Origin of the sequence: Ferruginibacter yonginensis, assembly GCF_042651465.1 — a bacterium.
GTDB lineage: Bacteria > Bacteroidota > Bacteroidia > Chitinophagales > Chitinophagaceae > Ferruginibacter > Ferruginibacter yonginensis.
Map to the genome: position 1 here is coordinate 213215 of NZ_JBHSCZ010000001.1, position 19755 is coordinate 232969.

Consider the following 19755-nt stretch of genomic DNA (forward strand, 5'->3'; position numbering starts at 1 on the left):
ATTCAAAAAAATAGCTTTAAATGGTCTGTTGGTTTTGCCTTCAGGCCATTTATTTTTTACAGACAATAGCAGCGAAAGACCCTTACTACAACTCTTTATTAAGGTGTAATCAGTATATTCACTCAAATATTTTTACCATAAAAAATAGTCAATCATATCAGCATCAAAAGTCATTATATAAAATAGTGGCGACTGTTTTGGTATGCATGTGTTATTCAATTACAACTTTTGGGCAAATTACCAATAAGCCCAATTCAAACATCAGAATAAAAAAAATTAAGGTACAATATCCCACCCAAAAAATTGACTCAAACAGTATAGCACCCGGTACTTTTTCTATTAATAATATATTGCCCAACCAATATATTTTAGATGAAGTAAATGGTAGTATTACATGGAAACAACTGCCTTTTGTTGATAGTGTTGAAGTACGTTATAGGGTTTTTCCTTTTAAAATAAATGCTGTAGCTAAGCGGTATGATTATGATGCCATTCGGTTTAGGTTTTCGGCCGAAAACCCATTTATTGTGAGCAATAATAACAATACGGCTACAAACCCTTTATTAAATTTTGGAACATTAAAAGCTGATGGAACTTTTGGTAGGGCTATTTCATTTGGTAATAACCAAGATGCAGTGGTAAACAGTACCCTTAACTTACAACTCAATGGTTTTATTGCAGATAGTATTGAAGTAACAGCTGCAATTACGGATAATAATATTCCGATTCAACCCGATGGTAATACCCAAGATTTACGTGATTTTGACCGCATTTTTTTTCAAGCTAAAAAGAAAAACTGGCAAGTAAGTTTAGGTGATATTGATATTCGCCAAAGCAATAACTATTTTCTTAATTTTTACAAACGCTTACAAGGAGTTGCTTTTTCAATTGATAACAAAATCAATAAAAATATTAGCAATAGTTTGTTGGTTAGTGGTGCAGTAGCAAAAGGAAAATTTACCCGTAATATTTTAACAACACTTGAAGGAAACCAAGGGCCATACAAGCTTCAAGGGGCTAACAATGAATTGTATTTTGTTATTTTAGCCAATACTGAAAGGGTTTTTATTGATGGAGTAAAATTGCAAAGAGGCGAAGATCAAGATTATGTAATTAACTACAACACTGCAGAAATTACATTTACACCAAAACGTTTTATTACAAAAGATAGTAGGGTACAGGTTGAATTTGAATATGCTGATAGAAACTTTTTAAATGCTCAACTATATGTGGCTGATGATGTTAACATCAACAAAAAAGTAAAAGTGTTTTTAGGTGCCTATTCCAATAGTGATGCAAAAAACTCGAGTATCGACCAAGTGTTAGATGTAAAACAAAAACAGTTTTTGGCAGACGTGGGTGATAGCATCAACAAGGCATTTTATCAAAGTGCGGTAAGAGATACTTTTCAGCAATCAAGATTATTTTATCGTAAGGTTGATTCGTTGGTGAACGGTACTACCTATCCCAATGTATATGTGTTATCAACCAATCCGCTTGATGAGTTGTACTCACTTTCATTCACATTTGTTGGGGCAGGTATGGGTAATTACCAGCCTTTACAAAATGCTACTAATGGCACGGCTTATCAATGGATAGCGCCTGTAAATGGCGTAAAGCAAGGCGATTGGGAACCTGTGGTGTTATTAATTACACCTAAAAAATTACAAGTGTTTACTGCAGGTGTTCAATATAATTTTAAACAAAATTGCCTTTTCAAGGCAGAAGCTGCTCTTAGTAATTACGATGTAAACCTATTTTCAGCAAAAGATAAAAATGATAATACTGGCTTAGCAATTAAATTACAATTTCAAAACCAAAGTAAAGGCGTTCGTTTGTTCAGTAAATCCTTAGCGTTGCAAACCAATGCTGGTTATGAGCTAGTACAAGCTAGGTTTAAGCAAATTGAACGACTGCGAAACGTGGAGTTTTTAAGAGATTGGGGCTTACCCTTTATTGTAAATGTTGCAGATGAACATATTACCAATATTGGTGCTCGTTTGCTTGATGCTAAAAATAATGATGTTCAAATTGATGTTACCAATTATAATAGAAGCGATGGCTACAATGGCTTTAGGCAAAAAATAGTACAGCATTACAACCAAAATGGATGGGTGCTCAATACGGTATTGAGTTATACCCTTTTTAAAAACAATGCACAAACAGGCACTTTTTTAAGGCCAAGTGTAGATGTTAGTAAAACTTTGAAAAGTTTCAATAATGTACAAATTGGTGCAAGGTATACAAGTGAACGAAATCTTATAAAAAACAACGTTTTAGATACGGTTGATTTTAACAGCTTTGCATTTAATTTTTATGAATTTTACATACAATCAAACCCCAACAAATTAAACAAATGGAACGCATCTTATTTTACTAGAAATGATTTGCTACCAACCACATCAGCATTAAAAGCAGCTGATAGAAGTGATAATTTTAGCATTGGTACAGAGTTGTTTGCAAGTGAACATCATAAATTTCGTTTTAAAGGTTCGTATCGTTCACTTACTATACTCAACTCAAATGTGAGCTTGCAAAAGCCCGACCAGTCTGTATTAGGCAGAGCTGAATATTTTATTAATGAGTTCAATGGTTTTATAAATGGTAATTTTTTATATGAAGTGGGTAGCGGTCAGGAGCAAAAAAGAGCCTTTACATATATTGAAGTACCAGCCGGACAAGGCATTTACACCTGGATAGATTATAACAACAATGGCATTACGGAATTAAATGAATTTGAAGAAGCTATTTTTCCTGATCAACGAAAATACATCAGGGTATTTACACCAACCAATGCTTATGTAAAAACCAATTATTTACAGTTTAATTACAGCATTGATATTGAACCGAAAGCCATCATCAGCCCCAATAAAAAAGGGTTTTTAAATACCCTTTTGTTACGGAGTACTACTTCATCAACGCTACAAATCAATAAGAAAAATGTGGCTAACAAAAACTTTTTATTTAATCCATTCAGCAAAAGTTTAATAGATACTTCGTTGATAACGTTGAACTCGTTTTTTTCAAACACTTATTTTTATAATAGAACGAGTGCAAAATTTGGTGTAACGTTTACACATAGTAAAGCATCATCAAAATCTTTATTAACCTATGGTATTGAAAGTAGAGATGTGCAAACCCTCAACGCTAGTATTAGAGCTAGTTTTAAAAGAAAATTGGTAACCACGTTGGTATTAAAACAAGTAAACAATAATTTAACTACACAGGCCGTAAAATTTGATAATAGAAATTATAAAGTGTTACAACAAGGCGTAGAACCGAGCCTTACTTATGTGTATAAATCTAATTTAAGAGCCACTTTAGGTTATGTGTTTTCTCAAAAAAGAAATATGATTGATTCGCTTGAGCAAGCCATCAATAATGCTTTGGTTACGGATGTTAAGTATAATATACTTTCTGGCAGCAGTATCAATATAAAGTTTACCTACAACAACATCAATTTTAAAGGCTATAGCGGAGCACAAAATACAACGGTAGGTTATTTATTATTAGATGGTTTACAACCCGGTAAAAACTATTTATGGAATGCAGATTTTACCAAACGTATTGCAGGTAATATTGAAATTAGTTTAATGTATGAAGGTCGTAAACCGGGTTTTGCACCTACCATTCACAGAGGTACCGCTTCATTAAGGGCATTATTTTAAATAAAAAAAGCGACAAAATGAATTGTCGCTTTTTTATATATACCCTCAAAGTAATTAACTAAATAAGCCACCTTTTTTAAGTGGTTTAAAACCTTCACCCACTTTAAAGCCATTGTTGTACACTTCAATTTTGTAATTACCGGTAGCAAAATCTGAATTTTGTTTCCAATCAAAACTAATAGTTTGACGTTTGTTTTGAGTGTAATTAACATCTAACTTTTGTGTGTATGGTTTTTGAACACCAGCCCTTGTACTAAAAGTACCTGAACCTAAGGCTTGTACTGCAATAGGGTTACCATCAGGCCCAGTAATGCATACAAATATTTCTTTAGTACCACTTTCTGATACCATGTTTTCATCTAAATCAAAACTAATACGAAGTTTATCAACTCTTTTGGCGGTAGAAGTTGTTTTTTCTTTACCGTTACTTTTTTCATTGATACCTACAATGTTGAAGTTAGAGGCATGTAAGGTTGATGCAACGTTCAACATATCTTCTTTTTGTTTCAATACTAAAGTTGATGAATCGTAGTTACGTTGAACCCTATCTCGTTGTTGTGTTACTACTTCTTTTTCTGCAATTAACTGTGTTTTTTGTTGTTGTAACACGGCCACTTGTTCTCTGTAACCTTCAATATCACCATTTAAAGAAGCTATCAAACGTTTTGCTTCATTTAATTCAGCTTGTGTTGCGTTTGCTTTGTTCAATAACTCTTGAATACGAGATTTTTTATCAGCAATCTCTTTGTCTTTAACAGTAATAGCACTGTCTTTTTTTGAGTTAGAAGTTTTTAATACATCATAACGCATTGCAGCATCTTCTAACTCTTTTTGTAATTGATCTCTTTGTGATGATGTGCTAGCGATCATTGTATCTTTCTGTACAATGGTTTCTTTCGTTTGGTTTTTATCGTAAATGATATAACCCCAAGTACCCAATAATGCGGCTACTAATAAACCTGTAATAATCGGACGAAAGTTATTTTTTCTCTCTGGTGCACCATTAACTGCTTTTAGTGGTGTTTGTTCTGCTTCTGGATAATTTTCGAATGCCATAACTTTATTTTTTAAATGAAATAATTAAATTTTCAAGTATAATTTAATCAATAGTTTTGTGTTTTACATTTTGAACACACAATTACGAATATTGTGCCAAAAGTTTTAAAGACATATTTTAAAGTGTAATTTATATACATTTAAGGTTGATTATGAGCGTAGAAAAAATTTTATCGAGCTGGAAAAAAAATACTTTTAAACCTGTGTATTGGTTAGAAGGTGAAGAAGATTTTTATATTGACCAGGTGGTGAACTATGCTGAACACCATATTTTAAGTGAGGCCGATGCTTCATTTAACCTCACCGTTTTTTATGGTAAAGATGCTGATTGGGCACAAATTATAAACGCTTGCAGGCGTTACCCCATGTTTGCAGAAAAGCAGGTGGTTATCTTGAAAGAAGCCCAGCACATGAAAGATAAAGATTTAGAAGAGCTAGGTAGCTATATTGAAAACGCTATGGCAACTACCGTTTTTGTGGTGGCTTATAAATCGAAAGGTGTTGATAAACGTAAGAAATTATATAAAATAATACAAGCCAATGCTGAAGTATTGGTTACTCAAAAAATGAAAGAGGGTAAGGTACAAGAGTGGATTATGGAGCTTGTACAAAGCAAGGGCTTAACCATAAAACCCAAAAGTGCCGCTTTGTTAGAAGAGCATATTGGCAACGATTTAAGCAGAATTTCGAACGAAATTGATAAGCTGTTGGTGAACCTACAACAGAAAAAAACAATTGATGAAGATGATATTGAAAAATACATTGGCATCAGTAAAGAGTACAATGTGTTTGAGTTGCAAGCCGCCATTATAAAAAAAGATTTAGCTGCCGCTTTAAAAATTATACAATACTTTGATGCAAACCCCAAGGCTGCTCCTATACAGATGGTACTACCTGCTTTGTATGCATATTTTAGCAAAGTGTATATTGCTACCACCATGCAAGATCAAAGTGATAATGCCTTAAAACCATTATTTTACTTTAACCCAATTGCACTAGGCCAAGGTAAATTAGCTATGAAAAATTATGGCTATGCAGGTGTTGAAAAAATAATTTTATTACTGCACCATTACAATTTAAAAAGTTTGGGCGTTGACGATGGTGGCAATACTGGGGCACAATTAATGAAAGAGTTAATTGTAAAAATAATGCTACCAAACTAAGCATTTACTTGTTGTGCCATTAATTTATCTTTTGCTAATTGTTGGGTGAGTGCAGCCAAACCATCAAATTTTATTTCAGTACGAAGCTGATTTTTGAGGGTAATGGTAATTTGTTGGCCATAAATATCTTCATCAAAATCAAAAATATTCACTTCAATGGTACGCTTTGTACCATCAACCGTTGGCCTAACCCCAATATTCATCATACCCTTACATTGTTGCTTTTGTAATTGTACATCAACTGCATATACGCCATTGGCTGGCACTAGTTTATGGTCATCTTCAATTTTTAAATTGGCAGTAGGGTAGCCAATGGTACGGCCAAGCTTATTGCCTTCCACAACCACACCACTAAAAAAATATTGATAGCCTAAATAAGCGGTGGCTTTTTGTATATCACCACTTGTAATGGCATCTCTTACTTTGGTTGAGCTGATGGTAATGTTTTTTAAAATATGCTCCGGTATTTCTTTTACTTCGTATTGATGCTGTGCCGCTTTGCTTTGAAGTAAACTAAAATCACCTGTACGGTTGTGCCCAAAACGATGATCGTACCCAACAACAATTACAGATGGGTGAAAACTTTTTACCAAAAATTTATCAATGTATTGCTCTGCTGTTAATGCAGCAAATTTAGCATTAAAAGGTACTTCTACAATATGCTCAATACCGTTTTGCTGTAATAAATGGTATTTTTCGGCTGGTGTATTTAATACAAATAGTGGTTTATCTTTTATTTGTACAATTTGTTTGGGGTGAGGGTAAAACGTAATTAAAACCGGTGTACCATCTATTTTTTGTGCTTCTTTTTTAAGCTGCTCAATAATTTGTACATGACCTTGATGCACTCCATCAAAACTACCGGTGGTAATAACTGCATTTTTAAATGCAGGTAATTGATTAATATCTTTATAAATGTTCATATTAGCGGTGCAAAAGTAGTTGAGAAATGAATATTGAAAATCGGTTAGCAAACATTTATTTTGCAATTCATAAACACAACTATTATCACTACCTAAAAATACCATCAAACATGTCATTATACGCAAAAAGAGGTGTTTCTGCTCAAAAAGAAGAAGTACATGCAGCTGTTCAAAACCTTGATCAGGGTTTGTTTGAGCATGCTTTCTGTAAAATTTATCCTGATTTTTTGGGTAATGATGCTGATTTTGTAAACGTAATGCATGCAGATGGTGCTGGTACCAAAAGCATTTTAGCTTATTTATATTGGAAAGAAACGGGTGATAGCAGTGTTTGGAAAGGTATTGCACAAGATGCGGTGGTGATGAATTTAGATGACCTATTGTGTGTTGGTATTCATGATAATATTGTGTTTAATTCAACAATTGATCGCAACAAACATTTAATACCAGGTGAAGTGCTGCAGCAAATTATTACGGGTACACAAGAAGTATTTGATATGTTGGCCACTCATGGCGTTAACATTCGTTACCTTGGCGGCGAAACCGCTGATGTGGGTGATGTGGTACGTACCGTAGCTGTAAATGGTACCATGACGAGCCGATGGCCTAAAAAAAATATTGTTAGCAACGATAAAATAAAAGCTGGGGATGTAATTGTTGGTTTAGCTTCATTTGGTCAGGCACATTATGAAACCAGCTACAATAGCGGTTTAGGAAGTAATGGCCTTACCAGTGCTCGGCATGATGTATTGAGTAAATATTATGCTGAAAATTTTAAAGAAAGTTTTGATAACAACCTCAACAATGATGTGGTATATATTGGCCCACACCGCCTAACAGATGCTATTACAAGGCATGATGGTACGAGTACTACAGTGGGTGCATTATTGTTAAGTGCAACACGTACCTATGCACCTGTTTTAAAAGTATTATTAAATGAACATTTTGAAAAAATACATGGGTTAATTCATTGTAGTGGGGGCGGACAAACAAAATGCATGAAATACCTACCGGGTAATTTTAAAATTATAAAGGATAATCTTTTTGAGGGGCCTGAAATATTTGAAATTATTGCGAAAAGTAGTGGTAGCAATGCAAGAGAAATGTACGAAGTATTTAATATGGGCTGCCGCTTAGAAATTTATTGCGATGCAGCCGATGCCGAAACAATGATTACAACTGCCCAATCATTTGGTGTAGCAGCACAAATAATTGGTAGGGTAGCGGCGGCTGATAAAAAAGAACTACATATTATTACAAAAAATGAAACCATCGTTTATTAACGATGGTTTTTTATTATTTGGTAGTGAGTACATCAATGTTTCGTGATTTATCTTTACTTTCCCAGCGATAGTGAATAGTGTATAAATTTTTATCAGTTTTCAACCGAAATGGAACCCTCACTTTTAACTCAACTGGCCCATTACCTTCCATAGCTGCTTTTACGCTTGATAATACTTTGAGTGGCAATTTTATTTCTTTACCTGTTTTGTCAAAAATCCAAAATAAATGAGTGCCGTTTAAAATATCTATATTATTAGTACCTGTTACTTGTGCAAAATCTATAGCTAAATAAGCATAAGTTGGCGCTACTCTTATGGTGGTATCAACTACCACGGTAATGCCAGTTGCATTTACTGCATTGGCTTGGCCTATTACACCTGTGGGCATTTTTAAGGTAGCAGTCGTTTTTAATTTTGCAGGTAATTGTGCATTGGGGTTGGTTTGTGCGTTGATGGTTTGTTGTGAAAAATTAAAAAATGCAAGGGTTGCTATGATGTATTTTTTCATTGATTAGTTTATTATTTAAAATTCTTTAATCAGTAAATTAATCGTTTTTAATTACATATTGTACTAATTGTAATATTTTAACATCCTACTTATAAAAAACATTTCATAAGCCATTTTTGAATATTTACATTTGTAAAGCATAAAACAAACAGCATTACATGTCTCAATCTATTATAGAATTAAAAGGAGTAAATATTTACCAAAGCAGTACCCTTATTTTAGGTGATGTAAACATATCAGTTGATAAAGGTGAATTTGTATATTTAGTAGGTAAAACGGGTACCGGAAAAAGTAGCTTGTTAAAAACTTTGTACGGCGATTTAGAGTTAACTCAAGGCGAAGGCTGGGTTGTAGGGCATAACCTTCGTGAGCTTACTTGGAAAACCATTCCTTTTTTAAGAAGAAATTTAGGCGTTGTGTTTCAAGATTTTCAATTGTTGACAGATAGAAATGTAAATGAAAATTTGAAGTTTGTTTTAAGAGCAACTGGTTGGAAAGATGAAAAATTAATGGATGATAAAATTGCTGATGTATTAGATAAAGTGAATTTATCAACCAAAGGTTTTAAAATGCCATTTGAATTGAGTGGCGGCGAACAACAACGTATTGATGTAGCTAGGGCTTTGCTGAACTCTCCTAAATTAATTTTGGCTGATGAACCAACGGGTAACTTAGATCCTGAAACTAGCGATGAAATTATGCAGTTATTATTCCATATTTGCCGTGATTTTGGAACATCAATTGTAATGGCAACGCATGATTATGTAGTTATTAATAAATACCCAGCTCGTACTATTAAAACGGAAAATGGAAAAGTTTGGGATAATGCTACAGTAGCATCTTAACGAGTGCTTGTGCATTCATTGCATTATTATATAAATTGTTTAAAGCAGCGCTTCGGTGCTGCTTTTCATTTTCAGAAAATGGTTGTTTACTTAACTCGTTTATAGTTGTAATAAATGAGTTTGTATCAGTTGCAATGTTACATAAAGCATCTAAACCAGAGCCGGCTGTACCTGCATTGTTTACCAAACAAAATCTACCATTATACAAGGCATTGAGTAATTTTAGTTTTACACCCGTATTGTTAAATGAGGGTAATACATTGATATGTGCCTCTTGAATGAGCTGGTGTAAATGCGCTGTAGTAGGACTTTCCACCAATGTGATGTTGCTATTTGCCTTTACTAAGTTTTTTAAATAGGTTGATGGATTTTTACCTGCAATTATAAACGGCAATATTGTTTGAGGTGCTACATTTTTAATGAGCCAAGCTGCTGCTACTTCATTTTCATTTACACTTAAATTACCATGGTATAACCAATATTTTCCCTTGCCTACCATGCTATCAACTTGTTGATGAGGTAAAAACACGGGCAAAAATGTACAGTTATTTACTTTAAAATGTTGTTGGTAAGTCACCACATCATCTTCACTTACGGTGAGTATTTTATGTGCTTTGGCTGCAATGGTTGCTTCAAATCGTTGTAACAGTCTAGCTTCCATTTGATAATATATTTTCTTGAAAATATTTTTTTCGTGAATGGCTAATTGTTTGTAATAAGCAAACTCAACATTGTGTAATCGTAATAAAATGCGCTTGTTAGGTAAATTGTTTTTGTATAACTCATAACAGCAATGAATACCTTCTAATAAAACAGGGTAATCATCTTGCATTAATTTATGCAACAATGCTTTGCTACGCCTGCTGGCAACTATATATGGTAATTGCAATGATAGTCCTCCTAACTTTTTACGAGGGTAATAATGAACCGTTGCACAAAATGAATGTAATATATTTTGTGGCGGACGTTTATTAACAAAACAATGCAAGTGTATTTGTACACCAAAATGATGCAGCCATTTTAGTTTATAAAATAAGTCGACCACACCGCCAAAATCAGCAGGGTACGGTACATCATGCATTACAATATGTACGTGTTGTTGGCTCACAAAAAGGGTTCGTATATTTTTATTAATTGGTGTTGTTCGTTTTCCCAACAAAGTAATGTTGCCGCTTTGCTGCAATTTATTTTGAGTTGTTGGTATTGTTGTTGATCAGCAAATAGTTGTTGTATAGCTGTGGCAATAGTTTCAGGCTCATTATTGGTGATAGTTATACCTACATGATAGGCTTCAATAATAGCTTTTACTTCTGGTATTGCCGTTGCAATAATGGGGACCGTAGCATGTATATAATCAAATACTTTGTTGGGTAAATTATACAAACAGTTTAAATCTTCAAACGAATCTAAACTTAATCCAACATGTGCAATAGCAGTATATTGTTTTAATTGAGCTGGCGGTAGTTTATTAAGCATCACTACTTTGTGCTGCAGGTTTAATTGTATTCGTTTTGCTGCAATGGCTTCCCATTGGTTGCCACTACCAATCATTAACAACAAATATTCATCTGGCAATATTTGCATGGCTTGTAAAAGTTCCATGCCACCTCTACCTTCATTTATGCCTGCACCTTGCAATAAAATAATGGTTTTATGCTGCCATGCTGTAGGGATGTTTATTGGCGTAATACTTTGTGTTACGGGTACATTACGTACAACTTGTAGGTGGTTGCCATATTCTTTTTGGTAGGTATTTTTTACGGAGTTGTTAACGGTATATACAACAGGTAATTTCGGAAAAATATAATTTTCCAAAGCCTTCCAAATACGGCGTTTTAAAGGTTTTTGACTTAATTCTGGTACACCCGTAAAATACTCATGTGTATCGTAAAATAATTTTTTGCGGCGCCATTTATGTAAGATGTAATTTGGGAGCAAGGTATCTAAATCGTTCGCCAACAAATAATCTGTTTTAATAAACAACAATTTAAAAAATAGTTTGATGTTGAATTCAGCATATTGCAACATCCCTTTTTTAAAAATACAATGAATGCGTTGGGCTTTAAATAAGTAAGTATCTAAAGGTAGACTGTTATTAAAACAACGGGCAATTACCGTAACATCAAACCCCATTTCCTGTAAACAATTGCTTATACGTATTACTCGTTGATCAGTTGTTAAATCAGAAATGACCGATACCGTTATTTTTTTTGCAACATTCATCTTTATAAAAATAGCTATTAATGTGTTGCAATGTACTGTGCAATATGTGCAGTTATTTTTTCAGCAGCAGTACCATCACCAAATATGGCTGCATTAAATGATGCTCCTATATGTGGTAATTTTTCAAAGTTGCTTATAATTTCATTCGTTTGGGCGCCCGTTTGTAAAGCAGCACCTTCAGCAATTATTTCAGGCCAAAAAACCTTGTCCATTATAATTAAGGATTGCTTTTGTAAAAAATAGGCCTCCCTGCAAGTACCGCCACTATCTGTAATTACGTAAGTAGCATCTTTTAATAATCGCTTCATTTGCGGATACCCCAATGCAGGTATTACATCAAACTGAGGTTGTAAACCAAATTCATTTATTTTTTGTTGCGTATGTGGGTGTATAGGCAATACTACCGGTATTTGTAAGTGTATTTGGTTGAGTGCTGTAATAATTTCACTTAAATATAAGGCACTACTTAAATTAGCCGCTCTGTGAATTGTGGCTACAACATATTTATCATAGTTTGTAATTGCGGTGTCATGAGCAGGTATTTTTAGAAAAGCATCCAACATTAAATCGCCTGTTATAATTACTTCGTTTTTTATAGCTTGCCCAAAACCTTCTTTATGTAAAGTGGTATTATTTAAGGTGGTACAGCAATAGTTCACATCGGCTAATCTATCAGCAATTACCCTGTTTATTTCTTCTGGCATTTGCATATCAAAAGTTCGTACGCCTGCTTCAAAATGAAACAATGGTAAACCCACTTTTTTTGCTGCAATACTGGCAGCCAATGTGGTGTTGGTATCGCCATAAACCATTACAATGCTGTTAGGCTGGTTAATTAAATATTGTTGCAAAGCCTCGGTGGCTGCTCCAATAAAATGGTTGGCAGTGGTATTATTTATTTGTAGGTTGATGTTGGGTGTGGGTATTGCTAAATCATCAAAAAAAATACCACTCATTTGTTCACTAAAATGCTGCCCTGTGTGTACGATTTGTTGTGTAACATTGGTTAATGTGGCCAAGGCTTTATGTAAAACGGCCAACTTTACAAATTGTGGACGGTTACCTACAATATGTATAATTTTATTAATGTTGGCTAGCTGCATAAATTTTTTCGATTATTACTACGGTTCTCAGTCCATCTTCACCACTAGCAACTTCATGTTCATTATTTTGTAAAGCTGCAATAATGTTTTCGTAAACCTTATCGTGATTGCTCATACTGCCTTGGTAAAAACCATAACTGTTGGAGGGGTTGCCCTTTGGTAAGGTAGGTACTTCAACATTTTGAACATTACAATATTCTAATTCATTGAGGTATTGTCCGCCCACTTTTACAGTACCTTTTTCACCAAAAACGGTAATGGAGCCTTCCATATTAGTATCAAAACTATTCACTGTATAGTTGAGTGTTCCTATGGCGCCATTTTGCATATTAAAAATAACCATGCCCGTATCTTCAAATGCGATGGTAGGGTGCAAAAAATTGGCAACTGTGGTTTGTACAGTCGCTACATCACCTAATAACCAATACATTAAATCTATAAAATGGCTAAACTGGGTATACAACGTACCACCATCTAACTCTTTTGTTCCTTTCCAATCTTGATAATACGCTGTTGGTCGGTTCCAAAAACAATTTATCTGGAAACTATTAATTTTTCCGAGAGCTCCATCATCAATCAATTTTTTTAAAAAGATGATGGGAGGGTTGTATCGATTTTGTTTAACTACAAATAATTTTTGATGGTTTGCCGCAGCAGTTTGTAACATTTGCGCTGCTGTAGCTACTGATATACTCAATGGTTTTTCGCAGAGTACGTGTTTTTTGCTTTGTAAAGCAGCTATAGTTTGTGGGGCATGTAAACCGTTAGGTGTACATATACTCACTACCTCAATGGTTGGTTCGTTGGTTAATAATGTATGGATGTTATCGTAAGCTTTGGCTCCATATTGTTGCGCCAAGTTTTGGGCTTTTTGTAAATCAATATCACAAACAGCTATTAATTTTGCCTGTGCTGCAATTTGTATTGCATGCCTACTACCAATGCGGCCACACCCAATAATAGCAAATTTTATACTCATGAAGTCGCAATATTCAAAAAAAATAGTCAAATTACCTCAAACTATTCATTTTTTTACTACTTTTGCAACGAAATATAAAAAAGATAAAACATAACCGTTTTAAACAAAAAATTGATGTCGCATTTAACAACTGAAAGAAAATTAACTATTTTCTCAACCTACGGCGGAAACGCTAAGAATACTGGTTCTATTGAGGGCCAAATTGCCATGCTTACAGAGCGTATTAACCATATTTCAAATCATTTAAAAACCAACAGAAAAGATTTTTCTTCTCAACGTGGTTTAATGAAAATGGTAGGTCAACGTAAAAGATTACTTACTTACTTAAGCAAGCACGACTTAACTGGTTACAGAGCATTGATTGAAAAATTAGGTCTCCGTAAATAATTTACTATATGTATTTTTAAGAATTTTTCCCAACAGTATTTTACCGTTGGGATTTATTCTTTATACATACCAATCTTTTTAACAAAGTTGAAAGTTACTTTCAAATTAAAATATTAATAATGTCAACATTACAAGCAAAATCAGTTTCATTTGATATTGGTGGAGGGCGCATGGTTACGATCGAAACTGGTAAAATGGCCCGTCAAGCAGATGGTGCTGTTACGGTTCGCCAAGGTAACTGCATTTTATTAGCCACTGTTGTAGCCAATAAAGAACCTAAAGAAGGACAATCATTTTTTCCGTTATCAGTAGATTATCAAGAAAAATTTGCATCAGCTGGCCGTATACCAGGTTCATTCTTTAAAAGAGAAGCTAGGTTAAACGATTACGAAATTTTAACCTCTAGGTTAATTGATAGGGCGTTACGTCCATTATTTCCAGAAGATTATTTCTGCGATGTTCAAGTATTGGTTTCATTAATTTCATCTGACGATGAAGTGATGCCTGATGCTTTAGCATGTTTAGCAGCATCTGCAGCATTAGCCGTTTCAGATATTCCGATTCAAGAAATTTTATCGGAAGTGCGTATAGGTAGGGTAGATGGTAAAATGATTGTAAACCCTACACGTAGTGAATTGGCAAAATCTGATATGGAGTTTTTAATTGCCGCTACCAACAAAAACATCATGATGGTAGAAGGTGAAAGCCAAGAATGTAGCGAAGAAGATTTGATTATTGCAATTGAAACTGCCCACGAAGCTATAAAAGCTCATGTAAAGGCACAAGAAGAATTGAGAGATTTAGTTGGTGCAGGTACAAAACGTGAATATGCTAAGCCTTACAGAAATGAAGAACTAGATGCAAAAATTCAAGCATTTGCGAAAGATAAAATGTATGCTATTGCATCATCAGCCTCTGCAAAACATGAAAGAAGTGATGCATTCGCTGCTTTAAAAGATGAAGTGAAAGCGCATTTAGGTGAAGAATTAGCAGATGAAGACAAAAAATTAATTGGTCATTATTTTGGTGAATTACAATACCATGTTGTAAGAGATATGATTTTAAATGACCGTAAAAGGTTAGATGGTAGAGGTACAGAAGATATTCGCCAATTAGATATGGAAGTTGATATTTTGCCAACTCCTCACGGCTCATCATTATTCACAAGAGGTGAAACCCAATCACTTACAACAGTTACATTAGGTACACCTTTAGATGAATTATTGGTAGAAAGTGCCCATCATTCTGAATACACAAAGTTCATTCTACATTATAACTTCCCACCGTTTTCAACAGGCGAAGTTAAAATGATGAGAGGTGTGGGTAGAAGAGAAGTAGGCCATGGTAACCTTGCTATGCGTTCATTAAAACAAATGATGCCGGGTGCTGAATATCCTTACACAGTTCGTGTAGTGAGTGATATTTTAGAAAGTAATGGTTCATCATCAATGGCAACGGTTTGTGCTGGTTCATTAGCATTGATGGATGCTGGTGTACCACTTAAAAAACATTTAAGTGGTGTTGCAATGGGCCTTATTAAAAAAGGCGATCAGTTTGCTGTTTTAACTGATATTTTGGGTGATGAAGATCACTTAGGTGATATGGATTTTAAAGTTACAGGTACAAAAGACGGTATCTGTGGCGTACAAATGGATATTAAAGTAGATGGTTTAAGTATGGATATTATGCGTTCTGCTTTAGCGCAAGCTCGTAAAGGTAGATTGCACATTTTAGAAGCAATGCATAAAACCATTGAAAAAGCAAGAGAAGATGTAAAACCTCATGCGCCACGTATGGTGAAGTTTATCATTGATAAGGAATACATTGGTGCTGTGATTGGGCCAGGTGGTAAAGTTATTCAAGAAATTCAAAGAGAAACAGGTGCAACCGTAAATATTGAAGAAGTAAACAATGCAGGTGAAGTAAGCATTTTCTCAAAAGATAAAGCAAGCTTAGATAGAGCATTTAGCTGGATCCAAGGTTTGGTTGCTGTACCAGTTGTTGGCGAAACTTACGAAGGCACGGTAAAAAGTATTAAAGAATTTGGTGCTTTTGTAGAATTTTTACCTAAAAAAGAAGGTTTATTACACATTAGTGAAATTAGCTGGAAGCGTTTAGAAACTATGGACGGTGTATTTAAAGAAGGTGAAAAAGTGAAAGTGAAATTATTAGAAATTGACCAACGTACCGGTAAATTTAAATTAAGTAGAAAAGCTTTAATGCCAAAACCTGAAGCACCTGCTAAGCCAGATGCGCCTCAAGCACCACAACAATAATTGTACATTTTAAACATACAACTGCAGCCTTTGGGTTGCAGTTTTTTTTATGGAATACACACAAATTACCTTTAATAATATTGAACTTGCCCAGCAAGAAGTATTAATTGCACAGCTTGATGCTATTGGTTTTGACGGTTTTGAAGAAATGGGTAAAACCTTACATGCATATATACCATCAACCTCTTTTGATAAAAATGAATTGGATGTATTAATTACTAACCATTCATTTTCTTATACAATTACCATAATCCAACAAAAAAATTGGAATGAAAAATGGGAAGCTGATTTTGAACCGGTAGACATTTTGCACCCAATTACGAACCAACCTTTTGCAACAATAAGAGCACATTTTCATACGATTGATACAAGTTTTGAACACAATATTTTGGTGACACCCAAAATGAGTTTTGGTACTGGGCATCATCCTACCACTCACTTAATGGTGCAACATATGGCTACTATCAATTTTAAAAATACTACCGTAATTGATTTTGGTACAGGTACTGGCATCTTGGCCATTTTAGCGGAAAAACTTGGTGCAACAGCTGTTTACGCAGTTGATAACGATGCTTGGAGTATTGAAAATGCAAAAGAAAATGCCCTCAATAACGGGTGTGTAAATGGTGAATATACTTTAGCCGAAACTTTACCCAACGGTATTGTTGCTGATGTAGTTTTGGCAAATATTAATCTTAATATCATTAAAGCGCACATGCAAACAATAAAAAATGCTACCAAAAAAGGTACAATGGTATTGTTTAGCGGTATTATGGTGCACGATGAAAAAGCCATTACAGATACTGTAATGGCTTATAATTTTACCGTGAATGAAGTTCAAAAATTGGGTGATTGGTTGTTGGTAAAAGCAACCGCTTAAAAGGCATAGCCTATTGAAATTGCAAAATTGGCATCAATGCCATAAGTGTTACCTGGTTTATAGTATACATAAGGGTAAGGTGTATTTATGCTACGTATTACATCGTCTTTATATTGATTGTTATAATAGCCTAAGCCAACACCAATATCTAAACTAAAACCACTTTTATAAACCCAATGCTTGCCAAATGTTGTAAAAACGTTTATGCTTGTATTAGTACTTTTACCCTCTTTGTTGCTGTATGTGGGCTGCATAGGATTGGTATAATCAAACTGCGTATAGGTAAATTTATTTTTCAACGTACCAAATTTTACACCAGGCGATAAATATAAACCTTGTAATCCCTCTCTACCTTTTGATATATAATACCTGTAAGCTGCTGAAACAGCAATGCCTTTTTTATTTTCGTAATCGTTTTTTAAAAGCCTTGGAGAAATACCAAATTGCAGTGATTGTTTGTTGGCTATTTTAGTTTCCCAACTTATGGCAAATGGAAAATCATCATCGCTGAAATAAGTTGCAGTACCAATTTTAATGATATTGGTGTGATTGGTATTCATTTTTTTGCCGTTTTGCGCCATCAAACAAAAAGGTGTACCTATAAAAAACAGGTATAAAATTGTTTTTTTCATGAGTTAGTTTTTTATATGACATTTATTTGATATAAAATGAAGTTAGCAAATTGTTAAAACGCTTTTAATTGCAGTTTACTCGAATTAGCAGCGCTAAAATGTGGAAATGTAAGCGTTCAATTTACAATTTCGTTAGGCGTTTTTTCATATATTTGTTACTGTTTGTTACGTAATTGTTAACAATCTACTATACGAATACATGGTGTTTGATTGAAAAGGGTGTTATGTGGTAGTGTATTCGTCACTTAAAAACAAGCATTGCATGAAAGAAGTTTTATTAATTATCACAGCATACCTCATAGGGTCAATCCCCACAGCATTAATCATAAGTAAGAAATTTTTTGGTATCGATATTAGGGACTATGGCAGTGGTAACATGGGGGCTACAAATACCTTTAGAGTATTAGGCTCAAAATATGGTACAATTGTGATGGTTTGTGATATTTTAAAAGGGTTGGTTGCTGTAGGGTTATATAATTTTTTGCCATATTACTTACAGCATGGTAATAGTTTAGATAGAACGAACTTAATGATTGGTCTTGGCTTATCAGCCGTTGTTGGCCACGTTTTCCCCATTTGGGCTAATTTTAAGGGAGGAAAAGGTGTTGCAACATTATTTGGGATGATTTTAGCAATTCAACCCATTGTAGCTGTAAGTTGTGTAGGGGTATTTTTATTGGTATTATATTTAACAAGGTTTGTATCACTTAGTTCAATATTAGCTGGTGTTATGTTGCCTATTTCTGTATTGTGGATATGGAATGAACATGAGGTTTTATACAGACTATTTGCTTTGTTAGTTGCAGTATTAGTAATTGTTACGCATCAAAAAAATATTGGTCGTTTGTTAAAAGGAGTTGAAAGTAGGATTCCAATTTTGAAATACAGAGATAGACGTAAAAATCGAAATAAATAAAATATTGATCCTGTTGCGTATTTTGGTACGGGTATTGTTTAGTTTTACAATAGATAAAAACTTTACAATGAAAAAAATATTTTTACTTTTTGCTACCGTTGCTACTTTGGTAGCTTGTACACAAAACGCCGTTACTGGCAGAAAGCAATTGAATTTAGTGCCAGAGGCACAATTACAAGCAGATGCTTTAACACAATACAAAGCTTTTTTATCTGAAAATAAAGTATTTAGTACCTCTACTAATAGAGATGCTGAAATGGTACGCAGGGTAGGTACTCGAATTGCAAATGCTATTACCTCTTATTACGGTGCTCAAGGCAAAGGCGATGTGTTGGCCGGTTATCAATGGGAATTTAATTTGGTAGATAGTAAAGATGTGAATGCTTGGTGTATGCCGGGTGGTAAAGTGGTTGTATACACTGGTTTGTTACCCATTACACAAAATGAAGCAGCCTTAGCGATTGTATTAGGGCATGAAATTACACATGCCGTAGCACAACATAGTAACGAACGTTTGAGTAAAGAGTATTTACTTCAAGGTATTGGTGCAGTTGCAGGTACAGCAGCAGGTACAAGTCAAAAAGCTAATATTTTTAATGCTGTATATGGTTTAGGTAGCCAAGCATATGGGTTAAAAAATTCTCGTAACCAAGAGTACGAAGCCGATCACTTTGGATTATTGTTTTCTGCAATGGCTGGTTATAACCCTCAAGAGGCTATTAGTTTTTGGAATAGAATGGCAGCGTCATCAGGTGGAAATAAGCCACCAGAATGGTTATCAACGCACCCGTCTGACGAAAATAGAATAGCTAGATTACAAGGATATATGCAAGAAGCATTAAGTTATTATAAGCCAATTTCAAAATAAGTATTACAAATATTTACAAGTAAGGTTCATCATTTATGATGGACC

General features: G+C 34.3%; 17 protein-coding genes. 9 read left to right on the forward strand and 8 right to left on the reverse strand.

Annotated features, from left to right (window positions below):
• The first annotated feature begins 185 nt into the window (after positions 1 to 185).
• Positions 186 to 3668 carry a hypothetical protein gene (locus tag ACFOWM_RS00905; RefSeq protein ID WP_379705736.1) on the forward strand — a complete coding sequence of 1161 codons (3483 nt, stop codon included), beginning with the start codon at positions 186 to 188 and terminating at the stop codon, positions 3666 to 3668.
• Positions 3669 to 3722: 54 nt separating this feature from the next.
• On the opposite strand, the gene ACFOWM_RS00910 is transcribed toward ACFOWM_RS00905, so the two are convergent.
• Complete coding sequence (locus ACFOWM_RS00910; protein WP_379705739.1) at positions 3723 to 4724, reverse strand: hypothetical protein; 1002 nt, start codon at positions 4722 to 4724, stop codon at positions 3723 to 3725.
• A gap of 152 nt (positions 4725 to 4876) precedes the next feature.
• Between ACFOWM_RS00910 and holA the strand changes: the two genes are divergently transcribed.
• Entirely contained in the window at positions 4877 to 5887 is a 1011-nt protein-coding gene (holA, locus tag ACFOWM_RS00915; protein WP_379705742.1) for a DNA polymerase III subunit delta, read from the forward strand.
• Here holA and ACFOWM_RS00920 read toward each other — a convergent pair.
• On the reverse strand, positions 5884 to 6915 hold the full coding sequence (locus ACFOWM_RS00920) for a bifunctional riboflavin kinase/FAD synthetase (RefSeq protein WP_379708255.1): 1032 nt from the start codon (positions 6913 to 6915) through the stop codon (positions 5884 to 5886). The two genes, holA and ACFOWM_RS00920, sit on opposite strands and share 4 nt — an antisense overlap.
• Before the next feature lie 5 nt (positions 6916 to 6920).
• On the opposite strand from ACFOWM_RS00920, the gene ACFOWM_RS00925 reads away from it, so the two are divergent.
• Positions 6921 to 8093, forward strand: a complete 1173-nt coding sequence (locus tag ACFOWM_RS00925) for an AIR synthase related protein (RefSeq protein WP_379705745.1) — start codon at positions 6921 to 6923, stop codon at positions 8091 to 8093.
• A 13-nt stretch (positions 8094 to 8106) separates the two neighbouring features.
• Here the strand turns inward: ACFOWM_RS00925 and ACFOWM_RS00930 are convergent, their stop codons facing one another.
• Positions 8107 to 8601 (reverse strand): hypothetical protein, encoded by a 495-nt coding sequence (locus ACFOWM_RS00930; RefSeq protein WP_379705748.1) that lies wholly within the window; start codon positions 8599 to 8601, stop codon positions 8107 to 8109.
• A 158-nt stretch (positions 8602 to 8759) separates the two neighbouring features.
• On the opposite strand from ACFOWM_RS00930, the gene ACFOWM_RS00935 reads away from it, so the two are divergent.
• Positions 8760 to 9446 (forward strand): cell division ATP-binding protein FtsE, encoded by a 687-nt coding sequence (locus tag ACFOWM_RS00935; RefSeq protein ID WP_379705751.1) that lies wholly within the window; start codon positions 8760 to 8762, stop codon positions 9444 to 9446.
• Here the strand turns inward: ACFOWM_RS00935 and ACFOWM_RS00940 are convergent.
• Genes ACFOWM_RS00940 through ACFOWM_RS00955 form a run of 4 tightly spaced genes read right to left on the reverse strand, consistent with a single transcriptional unit; the run spans position 9430 to position 13751 of the window.
• The gene (locus tag ACFOWM_RS00940; protein WP_379705754.1) at positions 9430 to 10602 is read right to left on the reverse strand and encodes a glycosyltransferase; all 1173 of its coding nucleotides are present in this window, start codon (positions 10600 to 10602) and stop codon (positions 9430 to 9432) included. The genes ACFOWM_RS00935 and ACFOWM_RS00940 overlap by 17 nt on opposite strands.
• Positions 10551 to 11669 (reverse strand): glycosyltransferase, encoded by a 1119-nt coding sequence (locus ACFOWM_RS00945; protein ID WP_379705757.1) that lies wholly within the window; start codon positions 11667 to 11669, stop codon positions 10551 to 10553. Before ACFOWM_RS00945 ends, ACFOWM_RS00940 begins: the two co-directional genes overlap by 52 nt.
• Before the next feature lie 17 nt (positions 11670 to 11686).
• On the reverse strand, positions 11687 to 12772 hold the full coding sequence (locus ACFOWM_RS00950; RefSeq protein WP_379705759.1) for a UDP-N-acetyl glucosamine 2-epimerase: 1086 nt from the start codon (positions 12770 to 12772) through the stop codon (positions 11687 to 11689).
• Entirely contained in the window at positions 12753 to 13751 is a 999-nt protein-coding gene (locus tag ACFOWM_RS00955) for a Gfo/Idh/MocA family protein (RefSeq protein WP_379705761.1), read from the reverse strand. The genes ACFOWM_RS00950 and ACFOWM_RS00955 overlap by 20 nt, the downstream gene beginning before the upstream one ends.
• 114 nt (positions 13752 to 13865) lie before the next feature.
• Between ACFOWM_RS00955 and rpsO the strand changes: the two genes are divergently transcribed.
• From rpsO to prmA, 3 genes are all read left to right on the forward strand, one after another.
• On the forward strand, positions 13866 to 14138 hold the full coding sequence (gene rpsO, locus ACFOWM_RS00960; RefSeq protein WP_379705764.1) for a 30S ribosomal protein S15: 273 nt from the start codon (positions 13866 to 13868) through the stop codon (positions 14136 to 14138).
• Between the two features lie 119 nt (positions 14139 to 14257).
• A complete protein-coding gene (pnp, locus tag ACFOWM_RS00965) occupies positions 14258 to 16414 on the forward strand; it encodes a polyribonucleotide nucleotidyltransferase (protein ID WP_379705767.1) in 2157 nt (718 codons plus the stop codon).
• Between the two features lie 49 nt (positions 16415 to 16463).
• On the forward strand, positions 16464 to 17294 hold the full coding sequence (gene prmA, locus ACFOWM_RS00970) for a 50S ribosomal protein L11 methyltransferase (protein ID WP_379705770.1): 831 nt from the start codon (positions 16464 to 16466) through the stop codon (positions 17292 to 17294).
• Here the strand turns inward: prmA and ACFOWM_RS00975 are convergent.
• On the reverse strand, positions 17291 to 17926 hold the full coding sequence (locus ACFOWM_RS00975; protein WP_379705773.1) for a DUF3575 domain-containing protein: 636 nt from the start codon (positions 17924 to 17926) through the stop codon (positions 17291 to 17293). The genes prmA and ACFOWM_RS00975 overlap by 4 nt on opposite strands.
• A gap of 262 nt (positions 17927 to 18188) precedes the next feature.
• Between ACFOWM_RS00975 and plsY the strand changes: the two genes are divergently transcribed.
• Both plsY and ACFOWM_RS00985 read left to right on the forward strand, forming a co-directional pair.
• Positions 18189 to 18842 (forward strand): glycerol-3-phosphate 1-O-acyltransferase PlsY, encoded by a 654-nt coding sequence (plsY, locus tag ACFOWM_RS00980; protein ID WP_379705776.1) that lies wholly within the window; start codon positions 18189 to 18191, stop codon positions 18840 to 18842.
• A gap of 67 nt (positions 18843 to 18909) precedes the next feature.
• On the forward strand, positions 18910 to 19710 hold the full coding sequence (locus tag ACFOWM_RS00985; RefSeq protein WP_379705779.1) for a M48 family metallopeptidase: 801 nt from the start codon (positions 18910 to 18912) through the stop codon (positions 19708 to 19710).
• The last annotated feature ends 45 nt before the right edge of the window (positions 19711 to 19755 follow it).

What these genes read in the sequence shown, in the direction of transcription:
- ACFOWM_RS00910 (WP_379705739.1), bottom strand. Translation starts at nt 4,724, where the DNA reads ATGGCATTCGAAAATTATCCAGAAGCAGAACAAACACCACTAAAAGCA.
- holA (WP_379705742.1), top strand. Translation starts at nt 4,877, where the DNA reads ATGAGCGTAGAAAAAATTTTATCGAGCTGGAAAAAAAATACTTTTAAA.
- ACFOWM_RS00920 (WP_379708255.1), bottom strand. Translation starts at nt 6,915, where the DNA reads ATGGTATTTTTAGGTAGTGATAATAGTTGTGTTTATGAATTGCAAAAT.
- ACFOWM_RS00925 (WP_379705745.1), top strand. Translation starts at nt 6,921, where the DNA reads ATGTCATTATACGCAAAAAGAGGTGTTTCTGCTCAAAAAGAAGAAGTA.
- ACFOWM_RS00930 (WP_379705748.1), bottom strand. Translation starts at nt 8,601, where the DNA reads ATGAAAAAATACATCATAGCAACCCTTGCATTTTTTAATTTTTCACAA.
- ACFOWM_RS00935 (WP_379705751.1), top strand. Translation starts at nt 8,760, where the DNA reads ATGTCTCAATCTATTATAGAATTAAAAGGAGTAAATATTTACCAAAGC.
- ACFOWM_RS00945 (WP_379705757.1), bottom strand. Translation starts at nt 11,669, where the DNA reads ATGAATGTTGCAAAAAAAATAACGGTATCGGTCATTTCTGATTTAACA.
- ACFOWM_RS00950 (WP_379705759.1), bottom strand. Translation starts at nt 12,772, where the DNA reads ATGCAGCTAGCCAACATTAATAAAATTATACATATTGTAGGTAACCGT.
- ACFOWM_RS00955 (WP_379705761.1), bottom strand. Translation starts at nt 13,751, where the DNA reads ATGAGTATAAAATTTGCTATTATTGGGTGTGGCCGCATTGGTAGTAGG.
- rpsO (WP_379705764.1), top strand. Translation starts at nt 13,866, where the DNA reads ATGTCGCATTTAACAACTGAAAGAAAATTAACTATTTTCTCAACCTAC.
- pnp (WP_379705767.1), top strand. Translation starts at nt 14,258, where the DNA reads ATGTCAACATTACAAGCAAAATCAGTTTCATTTGATATTGGTGGAGGG.
- prmA (WP_379705770.1), top strand. Translation starts at nt 16,464, where the DNA reads ATGGAATACACACAAATTACCTTTAATAATATTGAACTTGCCCAGCAA.
- ACFOWM_RS00975 (WP_379705773.1), bottom strand. Translation starts at nt 17,926, where the DNA reads ATGAAAAAAACAATTTTATACCTGTTTTTTATAGGTACACCTTTTTGT.
- plsY (WP_379705776.1), top strand. Translation starts at nt 18,189, where the DNA reads ATGAAAGAAGTTTTATTAATTATCACAGCATACCTCATAGGGTCAATC.
- ACFOWM_RS00985 (WP_379705779.1), top strand. Translation starts at nt 18,910, where the DNA reads ATGAAAAAAATATTTTTACTTTTTGCTACCGTTGCTACTTTGGTAGCT.